This window comes from Xanthomonas graminis pv. graminis (assembly GCF_030168915.1).
GTDB classification, from domain to species: domain Bacteria; phylum Pseudomonadota; class Gammaproteobacteria; order Xanthomonadales; family Xanthomonadaceae; genus Xanthomonas_A; species Xanthomonas_A translucens.
Genome location: NZ_CP076255.1, coordinates 79,962 through 98,129, shown reverse-complemented (window position 1 = coordinate 98,129; position 18,168 = coordinate 79,962). Strand labels below are relative to the sequence as shown.

Annotated in this window: 18 protein-coding genes; 2 read left to right on the top strand and 16 right to left on the bottom strand. The window is 69.0% G+C overall.

Annotated features, from left to right (window positions below; all coding sequences use genetic code 11):
• The 16 genes from KHF85_RS00395 to KHF85_RS00320 all read right to left on the bottom strand — a co-directional run bounded on the left by KHF85_RS00395 (position 1) and on the right by KHF85_RS00320 (position 14,867).
• Positions 1 to 315, bottom strand: coding sequence for an STAS domain-containing protein (locus tag KHF85_RS00395; RefSeq protein ID WP_047324375.1), 315 nt, complete (start codon positions 313 to 315; stop codon positions 1 to 3).
• Entirely contained in the window at positions 305 to 970 is a 666-nt protein-coding gene (locus KHF85_RS00390) for an MlaC/ttg2D family ABC transporter substrate-binding protein (protein WP_009609455.1), read from the bottom strand. The genes KHF85_RS00395 and KHF85_RS00390 overlap by 11 nt, the downstream gene beginning before the upstream one ends.
• Positions 967 to 1,518 (bottom strand): outer membrane lipid asymmetry maintenance protein MlaD, encoded by a 552-nt coding sequence (gene mlaD / locus KHF85_RS00385; RefSeq protein WP_009609453.1) that lies wholly within the window; start codon positions 1,516 to 1,518, stop codon positions 967 to 969. The genes KHF85_RS00390 and mlaD overlap by 4 nt, the downstream gene beginning before the upstream one ends.
• A gap of 101 nt (positions 1,519 to 1,619) precedes the next feature.
• Positions 1,620 to 2,369 carry an MlaE family lipid ABC transporter permease subunit gene (locus KHF85_RS00380; protein WP_064542399.1) on the bottom strand — a complete coding sequence of 250 codons (750 nt, stop codon included), beginning with the start codon at positions 2,367 to 2,369 and terminating at the stop codon, positions 1,620 to 1,622.
• Entirely contained in the window at positions 2,369 to 3,160 is a 792-nt protein-coding gene (locus KHF85_RS00375; protein ID WP_053839453.1) for an ABC transporter ATP-binding protein, read from the bottom strand. The genes KHF85_RS00380 and KHF85_RS00375 overlap by 1 nt, the downstream gene beginning before the upstream one ends.
• A 305-nt stretch (positions 3,161 to 3,465) precedes the next feature.
• The gene (locus KHF85_RS00370) at positions 3,466 to 4,422 is read right to left on the bottom strand and encodes an IS1595 family transposase (RefSeq protein WP_284568082.1); all 957 of its coding nucleotides are present in this window, start codon (positions 4,420 to 4,422) and stop codon (positions 3,466 to 3,468) included.
• A gap of 91 nt (positions 4,423 to 4,513) precedes the next feature.
• Positions 4,514 to 5,470, bottom strand: coding sequence for an IS1595 family transposase (locus tag KHF85_RS00365; protein ID WP_284566649.1), 957 nt, complete (start codon positions 5,468 to 5,470; stop codon positions 4,514 to 4,516).
• 111 nt (positions 5,471 to 5,581) lie between these two features.
• Entirely contained in the window at positions 5,582 to 6,238 is a 657-nt protein-coding gene (locus KHF85_RS00360; RefSeq protein WP_009589753.1) for an RpiB/LacA/LacB family sugar-phosphate isomerase, read from the bottom strand.
• A gap of 117 nt (positions 6,239 to 6,355) precedes the next feature.
• Positions 6,356 to 7,111: a 2-dehydro-3-deoxy-D-gluconate 5-dehydrogenase KduD gene (gene kduD, locus KHF85_RS00355; RefSeq protein WP_284568081.1), complete on the bottom strand. Its 756-nt coding sequence runs from the start codon at positions 7,109 to 7,111 to the stop codon at positions 6,356 to 6,358.
• A 65-nt stretch (positions 7,112 to 7,176) separates the two neighbouring features.
• Positions 7,177 to 8,031, bottom strand: a complete 855-nt coding sequence (gene kduI / locus KHF85_RS00350; RefSeq protein ID WP_284568080.1) for a 5-dehydro-4-deoxy-D-glucuronate isomerase — start codon at positions 8,029 to 8,031, stop codon at positions 7,177 to 7,179.
• 426 nt (positions 8,032 to 8,457) lie between these two features.
• Positions 8,458 to 9,516, bottom strand: coding sequence for a LacI family DNA-binding transcriptional regulator (locus tag KHF85_RS00345; protein ID WP_284568079.1), 1,059 nt, complete (start codon positions 9,514 to 9,516; stop codon positions 8,458 to 8,460).
• 47 nt (positions 9,517 to 9,563) lie between these two features.
• Positions 9,564 to 11,144 carry a family 43 glycosylhydrolase gene (locus KHF85_RS00340; RefSeq protein ID WP_284568078.1) on the bottom strand — a complete coding sequence of 527 codons (1,581 nt, stop codon included), beginning with the start codon at positions 11,142 to 11,144 and terminating at the stop codon, positions 9,564 to 9,566.
• 50 nt (positions 11,145 to 11,194) lie between these two features.
• Positions 11,195 to 12,478: a TRAP transporter large permease gene (locus KHF85_RS00335; protein WP_284568077.1), complete on the bottom strand. Its 1,284-nt coding sequence runs from the start codon at positions 12,476 to 12,478 to the stop codon at positions 11,195 to 11,197.
• A 3-nt stretch (positions 12,479 to 12,481) separates the two neighbouring features.
• Positions 12,482 to 13,003 carry a TRAP transporter small permease gene (locus tag KHF85_RS00330; RefSeq protein ID WP_284568076.1) on the bottom strand — a complete coding sequence of 174 codons (522 nt, stop codon included), beginning with the start codon at positions 13,001 to 13,003 and terminating at the stop codon, positions 12,482 to 12,484.
• 10 nt (positions 13,004 to 13,013) lie between these two features.
• Positions 13,014 to 14,006, bottom strand: a complete 993-nt coding sequence (locus KHF85_RS00325) for a TRAP transporter substrate-binding protein (RefSeq protein WP_284568075.1) — start codon at positions 14,004 to 14,006, stop codon at positions 13,014 to 13,016.
• Positions 14,007 to 14,042: 36 nt separating this feature from the next.
• Positions 14,043 to 14,867 carry a 2-keto-4-pentenoate hydratase gene (locus tag KHF85_RS00320; protein ID WP_284568074.1) on the bottom strand — a complete coding sequence of 275 codons (825 nt, stop codon included), beginning with the start codon at positions 14,865 to 14,867 and terminating at the stop codon, positions 14,043 to 14,045.
• Positions 14,868 to 15,098: 231 nt separating this feature from the next.
• Here KHF85_RS00320 and KHF85_RS00315 point away from each other — a divergent pair, with 231 nt between their 5' ends.
• Positions 15,099 to 16,313 carry an alpha/beta hydrolase gene (locus KHF85_RS00315; RefSeq protein ID WP_284568073.1) on the top strand — a complete coding sequence of 405 codons (1,215 nt, stop codon included), beginning with the start codon at positions 15,099 to 15,101 and terminating at the stop codon, positions 16,311 to 16,313.
• Between the two features lie 183 nt (positions 16,314 to 16,496).
• Positions 16,497 to 18,152 (top strand): carboxylesterase/lipase family protein, encoded by a 1,656-nt coding sequence (locus tag KHF85_RS00310; RefSeq protein WP_284568072.1) that lies wholly within the window; start codon positions 16,497 to 16,499, stop codon positions 18,150 to 18,152.
• Positions 18,153 to 18,168 lie beyond the last annotated feature (16 nt).

Genomic DNA, 18,168 nt, shown 5'->3' with positions numbered 1-18,168 from the left:
TCAGCTCGCCGCCGGGGGAGATTGGAAATCCAGGGTCGGCGCCAGCCGGTAGGCGGCGCTCAAGTCGGTCAGGCCGGCCGGGGCGCCATGCAGGGCGACCTCCGCCTGGCCCTGCGCACGCAGGCGTGCGGCCAGTTCGGCGAGCAGCGCCAGGCCGGCGCTGTCCACCCGCGACACCTCGCGCAGATCCAGCGCCCGCGCGCCGGCCAGCAGCGGCAGCGCCGCCGGCCACAGCGCGGTGGCCGCGGCGCGGTCGAGCACGCCGCTCAGCGCCAGCGTGTCGCCGTCGCGGCGCAGGCGTGGCTCACTTGCCACTGGTGCTCGCCGGTGCCACCTGCATCGCGCCGTTGCGCAGATCGGCCGCGACCTGCGGGATCGACTTGGTGCGCAGCGGCGTGTCGAATTGGTTGCGGAAGGTCTGCACGTAGGACACGCCTTCCACCATCACGTCGAAGATCTTCCAGCTGCCGCCGTTGTTGCGCAGCAAATAGTCGACCGGGATCGGGTCGCCGCCGCTGCGCAGCAGTTCGGTGGAGACCTTGGCGCCGCGGCCGCCCGGCAGCGGGGTTTCCGACTTCACCCGCACCTGCGGCTTGCCTTCGAAGGTCAGCAGCGAGGTGCCGTAGCGCTGCATCAGGTTGTCGGCCATCGCGTCGGCGAACAGCTTGACGTCGGCATCGGAGGCGCCGCGGCCGTGCACGCCCAGCACCAGGCGCGCGGCGTAGTCGCGGTCGAAGGACGTGTCCATCTCGCTGTCGATGAACTTCTTGAGCGCGGCATTGTTGTTCTTGAACTCGGCGCGGCGCTGTTCCAGCGTGGTCAGGATGCGGGTGCTGTTGTCGAGCACGACCTTGCTGGCCGAACCCTGCTGCGCGGCGGCAGCGGCAGGCGCGGCCTGGGCCAGCGCGATGGCGGGTGCGGCGGCGGCCAGGGCGGCGGCGAGCGCGGCGGAAAGCAGTTTGTTGGTCATGGCTTGGGTTCCGTTTCCGTAGAGGGAGGGGCGGTGTTCGCGGAGGATGCGGCAGCGGGCGTCGCGCCGGCGTTACTGCCGCCACTGCCGCTGCCGCCGCCGAACATGTACTTGCCGACCAGCTGGATCAGGTCCACCGCCGGCTGGGTGAAGGCGATCTCCTGGCCGGGCTTGAGCGTGTCCGGGTCGCCGCCGGGCTGCAGGCCGACGTAGCTCTCGCCGAGCAGGCCGCTAGTCAGGATGCCCGCCGAGGTGTCCGCCGGCAGGTCCTTGTAGCGGTCGTCGATGGCCAGGGTCACCACCGAGTCGAACTTGGCCGGGTCCAGCTCGATCTTCGCCACCTGGCCGATGATCACCCCGCCGATCTTCACCGGCGCCTGCTGGCGCAGCTGGCCGATCTGCGAGAAGCGCGCGGTCAGCTCGTAGCGGCCGCCGCCGAAGCCCCACTGGCGGTTGGTGGAGGCGAGCGCCAGCACCAGCAGCGAGGCCAGGCCCAGCAGCAGGAAGGCGCCGACGGCGAACTCGAGACGGGGACCACGGATAGCCATAACGTGTCTACCTTGTTGATTCATCTGGGCCGCGGCGACAGTGCCGCGGCCGGGTGTTGCAGCGGCGCCCGCCGGCGCCGGCGGACGTTGGCGTGCGGTTCCTACTGGAACAGCAGCGCCGACAATACGAAATTGAACATCAGCACCAGCAGCGAGGCATTCACCACCGCGCGGGTGGTGGCCACCGAGGTGCCCTCGATGGTCGGCTCGGCATGGAAGCCCACATACGAGGCCACCAGCGCCGCGGTGCCGCCGAACACCGCCGACTTCAGCATCGCCACGCCGAAGTCGTCCCAGAAATCCACGCTGCTCGACAGCGCCGACCAGAACGTGCCCTGGTCCAGGCCCAGCACATGCACCGCCTCGAAGTAGCTGGCGCTGATCGCCAGCGAGCAGAAGATGCCGGTCAGCAGCGGCACGGTCAGCACCGCCGCCCAGAAGCGCGGCGCCACCGCCTTGGCCACCGGGTCGATCGCCATCAGCTCCAGCGCCTTGATCTGGTCGGTGGCGCGCATCAGCCCCAGTTCGGCGGCGATCGAGCTGCCGGCGCGGCCGATGAACAGCAACGCGGTCAGCACCGGCGCCAGTTCGCGGTACAGCGACAGCCCCAGCAGCGTGGACAGCGCATCGGTGGCGCCGTAGGTCTGCAGCGTGCGGTAGCCCTGCAGGGTCAGCACCAGGCCGACGAAGGCGCCGCCGACGGCGATGATCGGCAGCGAGCGGGCGCCGACCTTGTAGATCTCGCGGACCAGTTCGGCCAGGAAATCGCGGGTCGGCAGCGAGCCGCGCAGCACGGTGATCGAAAACAGCCCGGCGCGGCCCAGCGCGCGGACCGAGGCGACGGCGCCCATCAGGCGGCGCTCCGCGCGCGCGGCGGCGCATCGAACGGGATCGGGCCGTCCGGGCGGCCGTGCAGGAACTGTTGAAGCAGCGGGTCGGCGCTGGCCTGCAGCGCGTCGGGCGTGCCGGCGAAGACCACCCCGCCGTTGGCGATGGCCACCGCCTGGTCGCAGATCGGCAGGGTCTCGTGGACGTGGTGGCTGACGATGATGCTGGTCAGGCCCAGGGTGTCGTTGAGGCGCTGGATCAGGCTCATGATCACCCCGGAGGCGATCGGGTCAAGGCCGGTCAGCGGTTCGTCGTAGATCATTAGCGGGGGGTCCAGGGCCAGCGCGCGGGCCAGCGCCACGCGCCGCGCCATGCCGCCGGACAGCTCGCGCGGCCAGGCGTCGGCGGCGGCGAGCAGGCCCACCGCGTGCAGCTTCAGCGCCACCAGCCGTTGCAGCACCGGCTCGGGCAGACGGGTATGGGCGCGCAGCGGCAGCGCCACGTTCTCGGCCACGCTCAGGTCGGTCAGCAGGCCGTTGCCCTGCAGCAGCACGCCGATGCTCTTGCGGGTTTCGCGCAGCGCGCGGCTGCCGCGCGGCAGCGGCTGGCCGAACACCTCGACCGAACCGGCGACCGGCACCAGCTCGCCGGTCAGCGCCGCCAGCAGGGTCGATTTGCCGCTGCCCGACGGGCCGAGCACGGCGGTGATGCTGCCGCGCGGCACGGCCAGCGAGACATCGCGCAGGATCGCGCGGCCGCCACGGTCGATGCGCACGCCCGACAACTGCACCACATTGGATTCGGAAGACGCCATCGCGGCCTTTAACGAGAAATCAACACAGGATTGAACCAGTCCGCTGAACTTAACCGAACTGGGCCGTGCAGTATTGTCGCATCCGTGACGCCTGCGTGCGCATTGTCCGTGGACACGGTACATGCAACAGCGTGTAGTGGGCCCTGGGCCGCCGGCTCCACGCCGGACTCGGCAGGTCTTCCAAACGGCCCCGCGCGTGCCGCGTCCATGCCGATCCTGCGACGGGATAGGGCGTGTGCAGCCACTGTAGCGGCGTGGGACGCCTCATCCGGCCCTTCGGGCCACCTCCTCCCGAAAAGGCCTGATTAGCGCTGTGTCTCAGCTGTCGTACGCAGTTGCTGCTCTGTGAGCCTTCCCGCGCCGGCCAGGGCACTGGCCAGGCGCGGCACCATGGCGGCCAGGTTGAAGCGGCGATTGAAGCGGTAGGCATGCGCATGCAGGTAGCGCGCGCCGTATTTGGGGAAGTCCACCGCATGGTGGGTGCCGCTAAGCGCCGTTTTGAGATTGCCCAGGATCGTATTGACCCAACGCAGACGAGGCTGCTGGACGCCTTTGCGGCCGCTTCCGGTCACGATGGCATCGTGGGTCAGGCCTGCCCAGCCCACACCGGTGAACGCTGTCAGCCCATCACTGACGACATGGGTGCCCGGTGCCAGTGCCTGCTGAGCCCACGTGTGCACGACGCTTCTTCGGAAGCTGGAGACCACATCCAGGCGGAGATAGCGCGGGCGCCCTTGATGCAGGGAAACCGCTGCAATAAACGGCACTTTATTGCGCCACTGCGGTTGGCCTGGACCACCGGCGCGTTCGCCGCCCAGATAGGCATCATCGATCTGGACCTCTCCGTCGAGCCGGCGTGACTGCTCACGATCGGCCATCGCCGACATCACTTTGTGCTTGATCCGCCATGCAGTGCGATAGCACACGCCCAGTTGCCGAGCCAGTTCCAGCGCAGCAATTCCGTTCTTGGCTTGGCTCACCAGATAGATGGCCAGCCACCACACCCGCAAGGGAAGCTTGGTGTCTGCCATGGGCGTGCCGGCGGTCAAGCTGGTCTGTACCCGGCAGCGCGCGCACTGCCACAGGTGCTGGCGTCCCCGCTCAAAGCCACTGGCATGCGTGTGTCCGCACTGCGGACACACGAAGCCATTGGGCCACCTGGCCTGAACCAAGGCCTCGACACATTGCGCCTCGGAGCCGTAGCGGCTCAGAAAAGCCGGAATCGAAAGCCCCTTTTGGAACTGGATCCGATTGAGCATCATCGCCGTATCTCACTGAAGAACCTGCATTTCTAAACCAAGGCAGCATCACCAGCTGAGACACAGCGCTAATCAGGCTCCCGCGGGAGCCTGATTAGCGCTGTGTCTCAGCTGTCGTACGCAGTTGCTGCTCTGTGAGCCTTCCCGCGCCGGCCAGGGCACTGGCCAGGCGCGGCACCATGGCGGCCAGGTTGAAGCGGCGATTGAAGCGGTAGGCATGCGCATGCAGGTAGCGCGCGCCGTATTTGGGGAAGTCCACCGCATGGTGGGTGCCGCTAAGCGCCGTTTTGAGATTGCCCAGGATCGTATTGACCCAACGCAGACGAGGCTGCTGGACGCCTTTGCGGCCGCTTCCGGTCACGATGGCATCGTGGGTCAGGCCTGCCCAGCCCACACCGGTGAACGCTGTCAGCCCATCACTGACGACATGGGTGCCCGGTGCCAGTGCCTGCTGAGCCCACGTGTGCACGACGCTTCTTCGGAAGCTGGAGACCACATCCAGGCGGAGATAGCGCGGGCGCCCTTGATGCAGGGAAACCGCTGCAATAAACGGCACTTTATTGCGCCACTGCGGTTGGCCTGGACCACCGGCGCGTTCGCCGCCCAGATAGGCATCATCGATCTGGACCTCTCCGTCGAGCCGGCGTGACTGCTCACGATCGGCCATCGCCGACATCACTTTGTGCTTGATCCGCCATGCAGTGCGATAGCACACGCCCAGTTGCCGAGCCAGTTCCAGCGCAGCAATTCCGTTCTTGGCTTGGCTCACCAGATAGATGGCCAGCCACCACACCCGCAAGGGAAGCTTGGTGTCTGCCATGGGCGTGCCGGCGGTCAAGCTGGTCTGTACCCGGCAGCGCGCGCACTGCCACAGGTGCTGGCGTCCCCGCTCAAAGCCACTGGCATGCGTGTGTCCGCACTGCGGACACACGAAGCCATTGGGCCACCTGGCCTGAACCAAGGCCTCGACACATTGCGCCTCGGAGCCGTAGCGGCTCAGAAAAGCCGGAATCGAAAGCCCCTTTTGGAACTGGATCCGATTGAGCGTCATCGCCGTATCTCACTGAAGAACCTGCATTTCTAAACCAAGGCAGCATCACCAGCTGAGACACAGCGCTAATCAGGCCGCGGGAGAGGGGATTCAGCGTGGTGCGCTGTGCGATCAGGCCGCGGCGGCTTCCGGCTTGCCCAGCACGCCGGCGACGAAGGCGCGGATCTCCGCGTCCTGCGCGTTGTCGAAGAAGCACTGCTGGAAACGCGCGCCGCCGACCGCCTGCTTGAGCAGTTCCGGATCCAGCGCGCGCAGGCCGTCCAGGTAGGACTTGGCGGTAGCCTGCTTGACCTGGGCCAGGATGCCGGCATTGGCCTGCTGCGATTCGCGGCGCTCGGCCGGATAGCCCATGCCGCGCTCGCCGCTGAAGGCCTTCTCAAAGATGGAGCGCACGTTGATCTCCGCGCCCCAGCCGTAGCCCTTGGCGAAGGCCAGCGCCAGCGCGTTGCCGTTGTTGACCTGGGCGAACAGGTAGGCGTCGGTCGGCTCGATGCAGTAGCCGCAGAACACGCCCGGGTAGGCGTTGAGCGACATCATCGCGCCCTGGCCGGTGCCGCAGCCGGCGACGACGAAATCCACCGCCTTGGAATTCAGCAGCAGGCTGGCGACGATGCCCAGGTGGATGTAGGTCAGGCGATGGTCGTTGTCGCCGTCCATGCCGACGTTGAACACGCTGTGGCCCTGTTCGCCGGCCACGTCGGTGAGCTGCTGCAGGATCACCGGGTTCTTGCCGGCCTGGCTGAACTCGTTCATCAGTGCGATTTTCATGGGTGTCTCCGATTGCGGGGGGAAGAGTGTTGCGGATGGGGGCGATGCTGCGCGTGTGGTGCCGACCCTTATCCGCCCTGGGGGAGGAGCGTCGGCTGCGGGCGGCGCGCGCTTGGCTCAGCGTGCCAGCCAGCCGCCGTCGACCGGGATGACGGTGCCGTTGACGTAATCCGAGGCGCTGCTGGCCAGGAACACCGCGGTGCCGCCGAGGTCTTCCGGTACGCCCCAGCGTCCGGCCGGGATGCGCTCCAGGATCGACTGGTTGCGCGCGGCGTCGGCACGCAGCTGCGCGGTATTGTCGGTGGCCATGTAGCCGGGCGCGATGGCGTTGATGTTCAGGCCCTTGGCGCCCCACTCGTTGGCCAGCAGGCGGGTGATGCCGGCGATGCCGGACTTGCTGGCGGTGTACGAGGGCACGCGGATGCCGCCCTGGAACGACAGCATCGAGGCGATGTTGATGATCTTGCCGCTGCCCTGGGCGATGAAGTGGCGGCCGGCCGCCTGCGACATGAAGAACGCGGACTTGATGTTGACGTTCATCACGTCGTCCCAGTCCTGCTCGCTGAAATCCACCGCGTCGGCACGGCGGATCAACCCCGCATTGTTGACCAGGATGTCGAGGCGGCCAAGGCCGGCCAGGGTCTCGTCGAGCACGCGCTGCACCGGCGCGATGCTGATCAGGTTGGCCTCGATCGCGACGAAGCGGCGCCCCAGCGCCTTGACCTTGTCCTCGGTCTCGGTGGGCGCCTGGATGCCGGCGGCGGCGATGTCGGCGCCGGCCTGCGCCAGCGCCAGCGCGATGCCCTGGCCGAGGCCGGTGTTGGCGCCGGTGACCAGTGCGACCTTGCCTTCGAGACTGAACGGATTCGTCATTGCGGGTGCTCCCTAGTGATGCGGATACGGTGGCGGGCGGCGGCGCACGTGGCGCGCGCGGCGGCTTACTTGAGCTGGCAGATGTCCAGCACGTGCATGTCGGTGTAGTCCAGGTTCTCGCCGCCCATCGCCCAGATGAAGGCGTAGTTGCTGGTGCCGGCGCCCATGTGGATCGACCACGGCGGCGACACGACGGCTTCGTCGTTCTGGATCACGATGTGGCGCTGCGCGTCGGGCTCGCCCATGAAGTGGTAGACGCGGTCGTTGGCGCCCAGGTCGAAGTAGAAATAGACCTCGCTGCGGCGGTCGTGCAGATGCGGCGGCATGGTGTTCCAGACGCTGCCCGGCTTGAGCACGGTCAGGCCCAGCAGCAGCTGCGAGGACTGGCAGGTGGCCGGCACGATGTACTGGTAGATGGTGCGCGCGTTGCTGGTCTCCAGCGCGCCGCGGTCCAGCGCCACCGCGTCCTTGATCGACAGTTGCCTGGTCTCGAAGCGCGCATGCGCCGGGGTGGAGGCCAGATAAAACCGGGCCGGGTTGGCCGTGTCGTCGGAGGCGAAGCTGACCTCGCTGCTGCCCATCGCCACGTACAGCCCGTCCTTCGGCCCCAGCGCGTAGGCGGTGCCGTCCACGCTGACCGTGCCGCTGCCGGCGCCGACGTTAATCACGCCCAGCTCGCGGCGCTCCAGGAACGGGTGGCCGGCGGCCGAGGCCGGCTCGGTCTGCTTGGGCAACTGCACCGGGGTGCTCACCGGCGCGGCGCCGCCGAGCACGAAGCGCTCGTAGTGGGTGTACTTCAGCGTGACCGCGTCGTCCACGAACAGGCCATCGAGCAGGTACAGCTCGCGCAGCTGGTCGTTGCTGGCGCCGTTGATGGCGTCGGGATGGGTGGCGTAGTGGGTCTTGCTGTACAGGGACATGGGGATCTCCGGGGCAAGCGCAGGCCAGGCAAGGCCCGCAGAAGGACATTCTAGCGGCTCTGGTAAACCGGTGTCATTGCGCAGTGCACGAAAGGACTCGGGACTCGGGACTCGGGACTCGGGACTCGGGACTCGGGACCAGCGGACAGCGGACAGCGGACAGCGGACAGCGGACAGCGGACAGCGGCTTTGAGCATGCATGCGCAATGGATGCCGCGCATGCAAGCCCGCGGGGTCACGGCGATGTCTCGCAGCAGGCTGATTGTCGCAGCCACGGTTTGCCGCATGGCGTCTGGAGAAAAGCCCCCTTTGGTAAAGGGGGCGCGCCGAAGGCGCGGGGATTCGGCAGGCTAGGCGCCGGGGCCCAAGGTTCTGCAACGCAGAACCTTGGGGGCACCTGCCCGCGCAGCGGAAAGGTGCCGCGCTTTAATCTTCCGGCGGCTGGCAGGAGTCGCGCACGATCAGGTGCGGGCGCACGCTGGCGATCGCCAGGGTCGGCGTGCCTTCGGGCTGGATCAGCATCGCCGCGGCGGTGCGGCCGGTGTCGCGGGTGTGGCGGCGCACCGAGGTCAGCGACGGCCACAGGCGCGAGGCCAGCGGGCTGTCGTCGTAGCCGATGATCGACAGCTGGCGCGGGATGTTGATCGCGGCGCGCAGCGCGACCTTGTACACGCCGGCCGCCATTTCGTCGTTGCCGGTGAAGATCGCGCTCGGGCGCTGCTTGCCGAGCAGCAGTTTCTCGGCCGCAGCCACGCCGGATTCGAAGGTGTAGCCGGCCTCGACGATGCGCTGCGGCGGCAGTTCGATGCCGCGCCGGGTCAGCGCGTCGATGAAGCCGGCGGTGCGCTCGTGCGCGGAGCGGTAGGCGCTGGGACCGGTGATCAGCGCGATTTCGCGGTGGCCCAGCGACAGCAGGTAGTCGGCGGCCTCGGCGGCGCCGTCGCGGTCGTGGGTGACCACCATCTGCGAGGTCTCGTCCAGCGGCAGCGAGGCGATGCGGGTGTAGCGCACGCCGATGCTGGCGAGCATGTCGGCCAGCGCCTGGTCTTCGGAAGCGCGCGGCACCAGGATCACGCCGTGCAGTTTCTGCTGCTGCACGAAGCGGCGCACGCCCTCGATGTAGCCGGGGCTGCGGCTGTCGCACGGGTGCACCACCAGTTCGAAGCTGGAGCCGCGCAGCGCGTCCAGCGCGCCGTACTGCATGTCCACGATGTACTGCGCGGTCGGGTTGTCGTAGACCATGCCGATCAGGAACGAACGCCGGAACGCCAGCCCGCGCGCCAGCGGATCCGGCGCGTAGCCGACCTCGCGCATCAGCGCCTCGACCTTCTCGCGCGTGTCCTTGCGCACCAGCGGCGAGTTGTTGATGATCCGCGACACCGTTTTCTTCGAGACCCCGGACAGGCGCGCGATGTCGTTGATCGTCGCCGCCTTGCCGTGGACGGAGGCATTCAGATCGGCGGATGGAGGTTTGCTCGGCGCCATGGACGGAAAACCGGACGGAAGGGGACGGATTCTACCGGTAGTCATGTTCACTCCAGGGCGCGGTAGCGGAAGTGGCGGAAATGCACTTTTCCATTTCCGGCCGCGTACAAGGCCGGTTTCAATGCCAGGAACTTGCCGGCGACGTTGTGGTGGTAGCCGGACACTTCCATCTGCACCGGGTACTTGGTCCAGGTGCTGCCGTCGCGGCTGCTGTGGATCGTGACGATGTGGCGGTCGTTGCACACCCGCAGCCACAGGCGGCCGCCCTTGGCGCTAGGCGCCAGCTGCGCCGGGCGCTCCTCGCCGTAGCGGTGCATGACGAACGCTTCGCCGTTGCTGCCCACCCCGGCGTACAGGCGCTCGCTGTAGAACAGCAGTGCGCCGCCCTGCGCGCCGGGTTCGATCTGCATTTCCACCTCGAACTGGTAGGCGGGGTCGGTGGCGATCAGCGTCAGCGGCGAGCTGTCGCGCGGCGCGCGGCCCTTGCCCTGCACGCTCAACGTGCCGTCGCCGAACGACAGCCGCCGGTCCTCGTCGCGGCCCGGGTTGAAGAACGCCCACTGCGGGCCGAGCCGGCCGCTGCGGAAATCGTCCGACAACGCCAGCCCGTGCGCCAGCGCCTGCCCACTGGGCTTTTTCAGCGGCGTAGCGAGATCGCCGCCCTTGGCCACGAACCAGCCGTCGGCGGTCCACTCGATCGGGTCCAGCAGCGCCTGCCGGCCCAGCGTCCAGTAGCCGTTCTCGTAGCCGTGGTAGAGCATCCACCAGCGCCCGTCGGTGCCTTCGACCAGGGTGGCGTGGCCGCGCGACCACCATGGCTCGGCCGCACGTTGGGTGCGCGTGATCGGGTTGTTCGGCGCGTTGCGCCACGGCCCGTGGATCGAGCGCGAGCGCGCGGTGATCACCATGTGCCCGGTCGGCGGGCCGGCGGTGCCGCCGACCGCGGTGGTCATGTAGTACCAGCCGTTGTGGCGGGCGATCTTCGGCCCTTCCTGCGCATAGGCTTCCACGTCCCAGCTTTCCGGGTATGTCCAGCCGTCGTAGACGTGCCTGGGCGTGCCGACGACCTTCAATCCGTCGTCGGACAGCTGCACGTAGTCGCCGCCGCTCAGGAACAGGTAGCGCTTGCCGTCTTCGCCGACCGCGTGGCCGGGATCGATGTACTTGCCCAGGCCGATGTCGATCGGCGTGCTCCACGGGCCGGCGATGGCGTCGGCCCAGACCACGAAGTTGCTGCGCTGGCCCTGCTCGCCGCGCCGCGCCGGGAAATAGATGTAGTAGCGCGTGCCGTGCTTGATCAGGTCCGGCGCCCAGATCGCACCGACGTTCTCGTTGATGGCATGGCCCAGCGGCTGCCAGTTGACCAGGTCGCGCGAGTGCCAGATCGGCAGGCCCGGGTAGGCGTCGAACGAGGACAGGGTGAGGTAGTAATCGTCGCCGTCCTTGAGCACCGACGGATCGGGATGGTCGCCGGCCAGCACCGGGTTGAGGAAGCTGCCGTCGCCCTGGTCGGCGATGCGCTGATGCTCGATGCCGCGCTTCCACTCGGCCGCCGCGGCCAGCGTGCTGGCGGCGAGCAGGGCGGCCAGCAGCAGCCAGCGCAGGGACGAGGGGGTAGGCGACGCCATGTCGGACATTCCTTGGTTCGTGCCGCAGCGGCTGCGTGCGGCGCGGTGCATCAGGCGCGCAGCGCGCGCGGCAACCACAGCGACAGTTCCGGGAAGAACGCCACGATCAACAGCACGCACAGCGCCGCCAGCCAGAACGGCCAGATCGTGCGCATGCTCTGGGCCACGGTGATCTGGCCGATCGAGGTGCCGATGAACAGCACCGAGCCGATCGGCGGGGTGATCAGGCCGATGCCGCCGGCCAGCACCATCACCAGCCCGAAATGGATCGGGTCGATGCCGTAGGCCTTCACCACCGGCAGGAAGATCGGCGTGCAGATCAGGATCTTCGGCGCCAGGTCCATGAACATGCCCAGCAGCAGCAGCATCACCACGATCATCAGCAGCACGGTGTTCTTGCCGTCGGCGATCGACTGCAGCAACTTCACCGCCGCCGCCGGCACCTGCAGGTAGGCCAGCAGCCAGCCGAACACCGCTGCAGTGGCGATCACGAACAGGATCACGCCGGTGGTGCGCGCCGCATGCGTGACCGCGGCGAAAAACTCGGCCCAGCGCAATTGCCGATACAGCAGCGCGGTGACCAGCAACGCGTACACCACCGCGATCGCCGCGCTCTCCACCGCGGTGAAGATGCCGGCGCGGATGCCGACGAAGATCAGCGCGACCAGGCCCAGCCCGGGCAGCGCGCCGAACAGGCGCAGCGCCACCGCGCGCCAGCCCGGGAACGCCTCGGTGCCGTAGCCGCGATGGCGCGCCACCGCGTAGCCGGTGATCATCATCGCCGCGGTCATCAGCAGCGCCGGGAAGATGCCGGCCGCGAACAGATCGGCGATCGACAGCCCGCCGCCGGCCGCGGCCGAGAACAGGATCAGGTTGTGCGAGGGCGGCACCAGCAGCGCGACCAGCGCCGCGGTCATGCTCACGTTGACCGCGTAGTCGCGGTCGTAGCCGCGGTTGATCATCTGCGGAATCATGGTGCCGCCGACCGCCGACACGTCGGCGATGGCCGAGCCGGACACGCCGCCGAAGAACAGCGAGGACAGCACGCTGACCTGGCCCAGGCCGCCGCGCATGCGCCCCACCAGCGACGAGGCCAGCGCGATCAGGCGATCGGAAATGCCGCCGCGCAGCATCAATTCGCCGGCGAAGATGAACAACGGAATCGCGATCAGCGACGCCGAACCGCTGCCGGCGGAGATCTGCTGCACCAGCACGATCGCCGGCAGATCCAGATAAAAGATGGTCGCCAGCGCCGCAGCGCCCAGCGCATACGCCACCGGCACCCCGATCAACAGCAGCAGCACGAACAGCCCGAGCAGGATTGCAATGGCCATGGCTCAGTTCGCTCCTTCAGCAGCGGTGGCCGGGCGCAGCACCTGCCACGCCTGGTGCAGCGCGAACACGCTCATCAGCGCGCCGCCGATCGACAGCGGCAGGTAGTTGATGCTCTGCGGCAGCCTGGCGCCGGCCATCTTGATGTCCAGCCCGTCCAGCAGCAGCACCGCGCCCCACCAGGCGATGACCGCGCCGATCGCGGCGATCACCAGCGGGCGGATCAGGTCGATCGCGCGGCGCACGTGGGCGTGCATCTTCTCGGCCAGCAGGAAGAACCCGAAATGGCGCCGGGTGTGCACGCCGGCGGCGGCGGCCAGGCTCATCGCGGTGCTCAGCAGCAGCAGCGTCACCGGCTCGGTCCAGCTCGGCGAATCGTTGAGCACGTAGCGGGTGAACACCTGCCAGCCCTGCACCACCACCAGCCCGAGCAGGGCGGCGGCGGCGATGCCGATGGCGAGGTTGGCGATCCGGTCGAGCAGCCGCTGCAGCGGCGCCACCGGGACGGCAATAGCGTGGTCGGTCATCGGCATGGCCTCAGGCGAAATCGCGGATGCGGCGGTACAGGGCTTCGATCTCCGGCTGCCGCCGGTAGTCGGCCAGCAGCGGCGCGGCGGCCTTGCGGAAGGCGGGCATGTCCACGTCGTTGACCGCCACGCCGTAGTCGAGCACTTCCTGGCGCGCCTGCGCCTCGGACGCGTCCCACAGCTTGCGCATCACCGCCACCGATTGCCGCGCGGTGTCCACCACCAGCGCGCGGTCGCCCGGCGACAGCGCCTGGAAGCTGCGCTGCGACATCACCAGCACGTCCGGCGCATAGGAATGCTCGCTCTGCGACCAATAGCGCGCGGCCTCGAAATGGCGGCTGGACTGGAAGCTGCGCATGTTGTTCTCGGCGCCGTCGATCATGTGCGTCTCCATCGCCGAGAAGGTCTCGCCCAGCGACATCGGCGTCGGATTGGCGCCGAGCATGCGCATCAGCTTGAGGAAGATGTCCGACGAGGCCACGCGCAGCTTGAGGCCGTGCAGATCTTCGGGACGATGCAGCGGGTGCTTGGTGTTGTAGAAGCAGCGCGCGCCGGAATCGTAGATGGCCAGGCCGACCAGATCGCGCTGCTCGAAGCTGCGCAGGATGCTGTCGCCGACATGGCCGTCGATCGCGCGGCGCAGGTGCGGCACCGAGTCGAACACGTACGGCAGGCACAGCGCCTGGGTCAGCGGGAAGGTGTTGTTGAGCGCGCCGGAATAGACCCGGGTGATGTCGATGGCGCCGAAGCGGGCCATGTCGATCGCTTCCGCTTCGCGGCCGAGCTGGCCGGAATGGTACTGGCGCAGCTTCAGCCGGCCGCCGGTCTGCCGTTCCAGGGTCTGCCCTAACCAGCGCACCGCCTCCACGGTGGGATAGTCGGCCACGTGCACATCGGTGGCGGTGAGCAGCCGGCTGCCGCCGTCGGCCTGGGCCAGCGTGCCCAGCGGCGCCGCGGCGGCCGCGGCCAGCCCTGCGCCCAGGAAACCTCTACGAGTGATCATGCTGCGCCCTCCCGCGCGTGGTCGGCATGCCGCGGCTCAGGCCGCGACCGCCCTGCAATGAAGTTCGCCATAGCCGTCGAAACGGATCGTCGCGTGCTGGCCGATGGCGATGTCGTGGATGCCGGTGGCATTGCCGGTGGCGATCAGCTCGCCGCGCTTGAGCGGCCGGCCGCGCCGCGCCGATCGCGCCAGCGCGAACGCGAACGCAGTGCGCAGCCCGCCAGGCAACAGGGTGGCACCGCCGCTGCCGACGCGTTGGCCCTCGATCAAGGTTTCCGCCAACAGCGCGGCCTCGTCCAACGCGGTCCAGTCGGCGACCTGCGGCCCCAGGAGCAGACCGTTGTTGTTGCCGAAGTCGGAAATCACCACGCGCGGCCCGAGTTGGTTGATCGTGGCCAGCGGGCTGCTGGCCACTTCCACGCCGATGAACAGCGTGGACGGCACCTGCGCGGCCTGCTCCGGGGTCCACTGCAGCTGGTCGGCCGGCACGTCCGCGTCCAGCCGCATCACGTACTCGGCCTCGACCGCGCCGAAGCCGCCGGCGAACACCGGGATGTCCGTTGTTCTACCGGTAGCATTCCACAGGTTGCGGGCGAAGATCGGGCCGAGCAGGCGCTCGTCGCCGGAATGGTCGCGGCGCTCGGCGGCGATGTAGCCGACCTTCCAGCCGACCACCCGGTCCGGCCATTGCGCGATCGCCAGGTCCTGCACGCGGTACGCGGTTTCCAGGTCGTCGGGGATGATCCCGGGGAAATCGGGCAGCGAACGGCCTTGCCGGCGGGCCTGGACGAAGCGGGCCGCGATGTCGGCCAACGCGGGCGGTGGCGTGTCCGAAGGACCGGAATGAGTGCTCAAGGGCATCTCCGCAAAAATGTAGGGGATCGGAAGAATTGCTGCGCCGCTCATCGACAGCACGTTGCGCAGTTGTATATGGTAAACCGGTGTCATTGGCAATATGCGGTGCGGCAAAGAGCTCGGGACTCGGGACAGCGGACAGCGGGTCGCAAGCGGCCCTGCTTTGACCGGCCGTGCCGATACTGCTGCACTGGCCGATGCGGCCCCGATCAACCCAGACACGCATGCGAGGAAACGATGGCGATGAGCCGAATCCAGGAAAATGCAGGCCGCACGGCAGCGCCGGTGGCGCCGATCACAGCACCGCAGCGATCCGGTGTCGGCACCCGCCGAACGCTTTTCTGCATTTTCGGGCGCTTTCCTGGTTCGGAAGGAGGCCGCGATGGGACCTCGGCATGCATTCGCAGGCCCTCGCCCTTGCGCCGCGGCACGTTGTTGGCGCTGGCCGCCGTGCTGGGCCTTGCCGGCCCCGCGCTCGCCGCCGAGCGCCCGAGCAGCGAGACCGCCGCCGAGCAAGCGGCGCGGATGCCGCTGTGGCCGGGTCCGGCACCGGGTTCCGCGCCCGGCCCCGAGCAGGCACGCATCGTCGAGCGCAGCGACGACCCGGCGCTGCCCGACCGCGCCATCAGTGGCCGCTACCAGCCCTACCTGGTGGTGTACCGGCCGAAGACGCCGAACGGCAGCGCGTTGCTGGTCGCCCCCGGCGGCGGCTACGCGCGCATCGTGCTGGACAAGGAAGGCACAGCCTTGCTGCCGATCTTCGCCGAACAGGCAGGCATCACCCTGTTCGTGCTGCGTTATCGGCTGCCCGACGCGGAAGCCGCGGGGACGGACGCGGCCGCGCAGCGCGACCAGCCGCTGGCCGACGCGCAGCGCGCGCTGCGCCTGATCCGCGCGCACGCCGCCGACTACGGCGTGGACCCGCACCGGGTCGGCGCGATCGGCTTCTCCGCCGGTGGTCATGTCGCCGCCAGCCTCGGCACCCGCTACGACGACCGCGTCTACCCGGCGCGCGATGCGATCGACCGGCTCAGCGCGCGGCCGGACTTCCTGCTGCTGCTGTACCCGGTCATCGATATGGGCAGCGGCACCGCGGCGCATACCGGCTCGCGCCTGCGGCTGCTCGGCCGTCATCCCGATGCCGCCACGATGAGCGCCTATTCGCTGCAGAACCGCGTGATTCCGGCAATGCCACCGACGTTCCTGGTGCACGCACAGGACGACCGGGTGGTGCCGGAGGAGAACAGCCTGCTGTTCTACCAGGCGCTGCGCCAGGCCGGGGTGCCGGCGGAACTGCACCTGTTCGCGCATGGCGGCCATGGTTTCGGCACCCGCGGCATCGCCGGCCTGCCGCTGGCGGCGTGGCCGACGCTGGCGCTGGAATGGATGCGCAACGTGCAGGGCGATGCGGCTGCGCGGGCGCCGATTCCGCCTGCCGCGCCGAAGCAGTAGCAGGCGTCGCCGCGGTGCAGTGGACCACCCCGCCATGACCGGGCGCGCGAACGCGGCTCGCATCGGGCCGCCCTGCGCGGCGCTCGCCACAGGCATGCCGCGCTGCATCCCCCCGCCCCTTTCCGCTGCCGGCGCGGGCCTTCGCCCGTGGCCGCTGGCGCTTGCCCACGGACTCCGCCACGCATGACCACGCCCGCCGCCCTCCCGCCTGCCGACGTTGCCACCGCGTCCACCACAGCCGACGACCACGGCCGGCGCCGCTTCCTGCACGGCAGCGCGCTCGGCGCACTGGCCTTGAGCGGCACGCTACCCGGCGGCAGCGTCGGTGCCGCGTCCGCCGACCCGCAAGCGCCGCTGGCGCGGACCCGCGGCGGGCGCATCCGCGGCTACCGCGAACAGGGCGTGCACGTGTTCAAGGGCATTCCCTACGGCGCCGACACCGCGCCGCGCCGCTTCCAGCCGGCGCTGCCGGAGCAACCGTGGCGCGGCGTGCGCGATTGCACCCGCTACGCCGCTTCCGCGCCGCAGCTCAAGCTCGATCCGGTCAGCGAGGACTGCCTGTTCCTCAACGTGTGGACGCCCGCCCTGCGCGACGGCGCAAAACGCCCGATCCTGTTCTACATCCACGGCGGCGCCTACAGCAACGGCTCCGGCAGCGATCCGCTATGCGACGGCGCGCGCCTGTGCCGGCGCGGCGACGCGGTGGTGATCAGCGTCAACCACCGCCTCAACGCCTTCGGCTACCTGTACCTGGCGCAGTTCGGCGGCGCCGCATTCGCCGCGTCCGGCAACGTCGGCCAGCTCGATCTGGTGCAGGCGCTGCAGTGGGTGCGCGCGCACGCGGCCGAGTTCGGCGGCGATGCCGGCAACGTCACCGTGTTCGGCCAGTCCGGCGGCGGCGCCAAGATCGCCACGCTGATGGCGATGCCGGCCGCGCAGGGCCTGTTCCACCGCGCCTGGACGATGAGCGGCCAGCAAGTCACCGCCGCCGGGCCACGCGCGGCCACGCAGCGCGCGCAATTGCTGCTGCAGGCCTTGCAGCTGGATGCCACGCAGCTGGCCGCGTTGCGCACGCTGCCGATGCAGCGCCTGCTCGAGGCCACCCGCACGCGCGATCCGTCGCGGGCTGAGAACACCTCCCTGTACCTGGGTCCGGTGCTGGATGCGCAGGTGCTGCACCGGCATCCGTTCTGGCCGGACGCGCCGCCGCAATCGGCGACGATCCCGATGGTGATCGGCAACACCCACGACGAGACCCGCGCCTTCCTCGGCAACGACCCGGCCAACTTCGCGCTGAGCTGGGACACGCTGCCGGCCAGGCTGCAACAGGAGCAATTCGTAGACCTGCTGCCACAGGTGGTGATCGCCGAATACCGGCGGCTGTATCCGCACTACACGCCGAGCGAGGTGTTCTTCGCCGCGACCACCGCCGGGCGCTCATGGCGCGGCGCGATCGAGGAAGCCGAGGCGCGCGCACGGCAGGGCGCGCCGACCTGGGCCTATCAACTCGATTGGGGTTCGCCGCTGGACGGCGGCAAGTTCGGCGCGTTCCACACCCTGGACATCCCGCTGGTGTTCGACAACATTCTCCAGCCCGGTTCGCGCACCGGCGACGGCACCGACGCGCAGCGCGTGGCCGATGCGATGAGCGAGGCGCTGCTCGCCTTCGCCCGTCACGGCGATCCCAACCACGCCGGGCTGCCGCGCTGGGAACGGTATTCGCTGGCCCGGCGCGAGACCATGTTGTTCGACGCCGACAGCCGCCTGGCCAACGACCCGCGCGGCGGCGAACGGCGCTTGTACCAGCAGGTGCCGTTCGTGCAGCGCGGGACATTCTGAGGCGGCGGATGCGAAC

Excerpts from the sequence above, each read along its gene's own strand:
- KHF85_RS00390 (WP_009609455.1), bottom strand. The coding sequence starts at position 970 with ATGACCAACAAACTGCTTTCCGCCGCGCTCGCCGCCGCCCTGGCCGCC.
- mlaD (WP_009609453.1), bottom strand. The coding sequence starts at position 1,518 with ATGGCTATCCGTGGTCCCCGTCTCGAGTTCGCCGTCGGCGCCTTCCTG.
- KHF85_RS00380 (WP_064542399.1), bottom strand. The coding sequence starts at position 2,369 with ATGGGCGCCGTCGCCTCGGTCCGCGCGCTGGGCCGCGCCGGGCTGTTT.
- KHF85_RS00375 (WP_053839453.1), bottom strand. The coding sequence starts at position 3,160 with ATGGCGTCTTCCGAATCCAATGTGGTGCAGTTGTCGGGCGTGCGCATC.
- KHF85_RS00370 (WP_284568082.1), bottom strand. The coding sequence starts at position 4,422 with ATGATGCTCAATCGGATCCAGTTCCAAAAGGGGCTTTCGATTCCGGCT.
- KHF85_RS00365 (WP_284566649.1), bottom strand. The coding sequence starts at position 5,470 with ATGACGCTCAATCGGATCCAGTTCCAAAAGGGGCTTTCGATTCCGGCT.
- KHF85_RS00360 (WP_009589753.1), bottom strand. The coding sequence starts at position 6,238 with ATGAAAATCGCACTGATGAACGAGTTCAGCCAGGCCGGCAAGAACCCG.
- kduD (WP_284568081.1), bottom strand. The coding sequence starts at position 7,111 with ATGACGAATCCGTTCAGTCTCGAAGGCAAGGTCGCACTGGTCACCGGC.
- kduI (WP_284568080.1), bottom strand. The coding sequence starts at position 8,031 with ATGTCCCTGTACAGCAAGACCCACTACGCCACCCATCCCGACGCCATC.
- KHF85_RS00345 (WP_284568079.1), bottom strand. The coding sequence starts at position 9,516 with ATGGCGCCGAGCAAACCTCCATCCGCCGATCTGAATGCCTCCGTCCAC.
- KHF85_RS00340 (WP_284568078.1), bottom strand. The coding sequence starts at position 11,144 with ATGGCGTCGCCTACCCCCTCGTCCCTGCGCTGGCTGCTGCTGGCCGCC.
- KHF85_RS00335 (WP_284568077.1), bottom strand. The coding sequence starts at position 12,478 with ATGGCCATTGCAATCCTGCTCGGGCTGTTCGTGCTGCTGCTGTTGATC.
- KHF85_RS00330 (WP_284568076.1), bottom strand. The coding sequence starts at position 13,003 with ATGACCGACCACGCTATTGCCGTCCCGGTGGCGCCGCTGCAGCGGCTG.
- KHF85_RS00325 (WP_284568075.1), bottom strand. The coding sequence starts at position 14,006 with ATGATCACTCGTAGAGGTTTCCTGGGCGCAGGGCTGGCCGCGGCCGCC.
- KHF85_RS00320 (WP_284568074.1), bottom strand. The coding sequence starts at position 14,867 with ATGCCCTTGAGCACTCATTCCGGTCCTTCGGACACGCCACCGCCCGCG.
- KHF85_RS00315 (WP_284568073.1), top strand. The coding sequence starts at position 15,099 with ATGGCGATGAGCCGAATCCAGGAAAATGCAGGCCGCACGGCAGCGCCG.
- KHF85_RS00310 (WP_284568072.1), top strand. The coding sequence starts at position 16,497 with ATGACCACGCCCGCCGCCCTCCCGCCTGCCGACGTTGCCACCGCGTCC.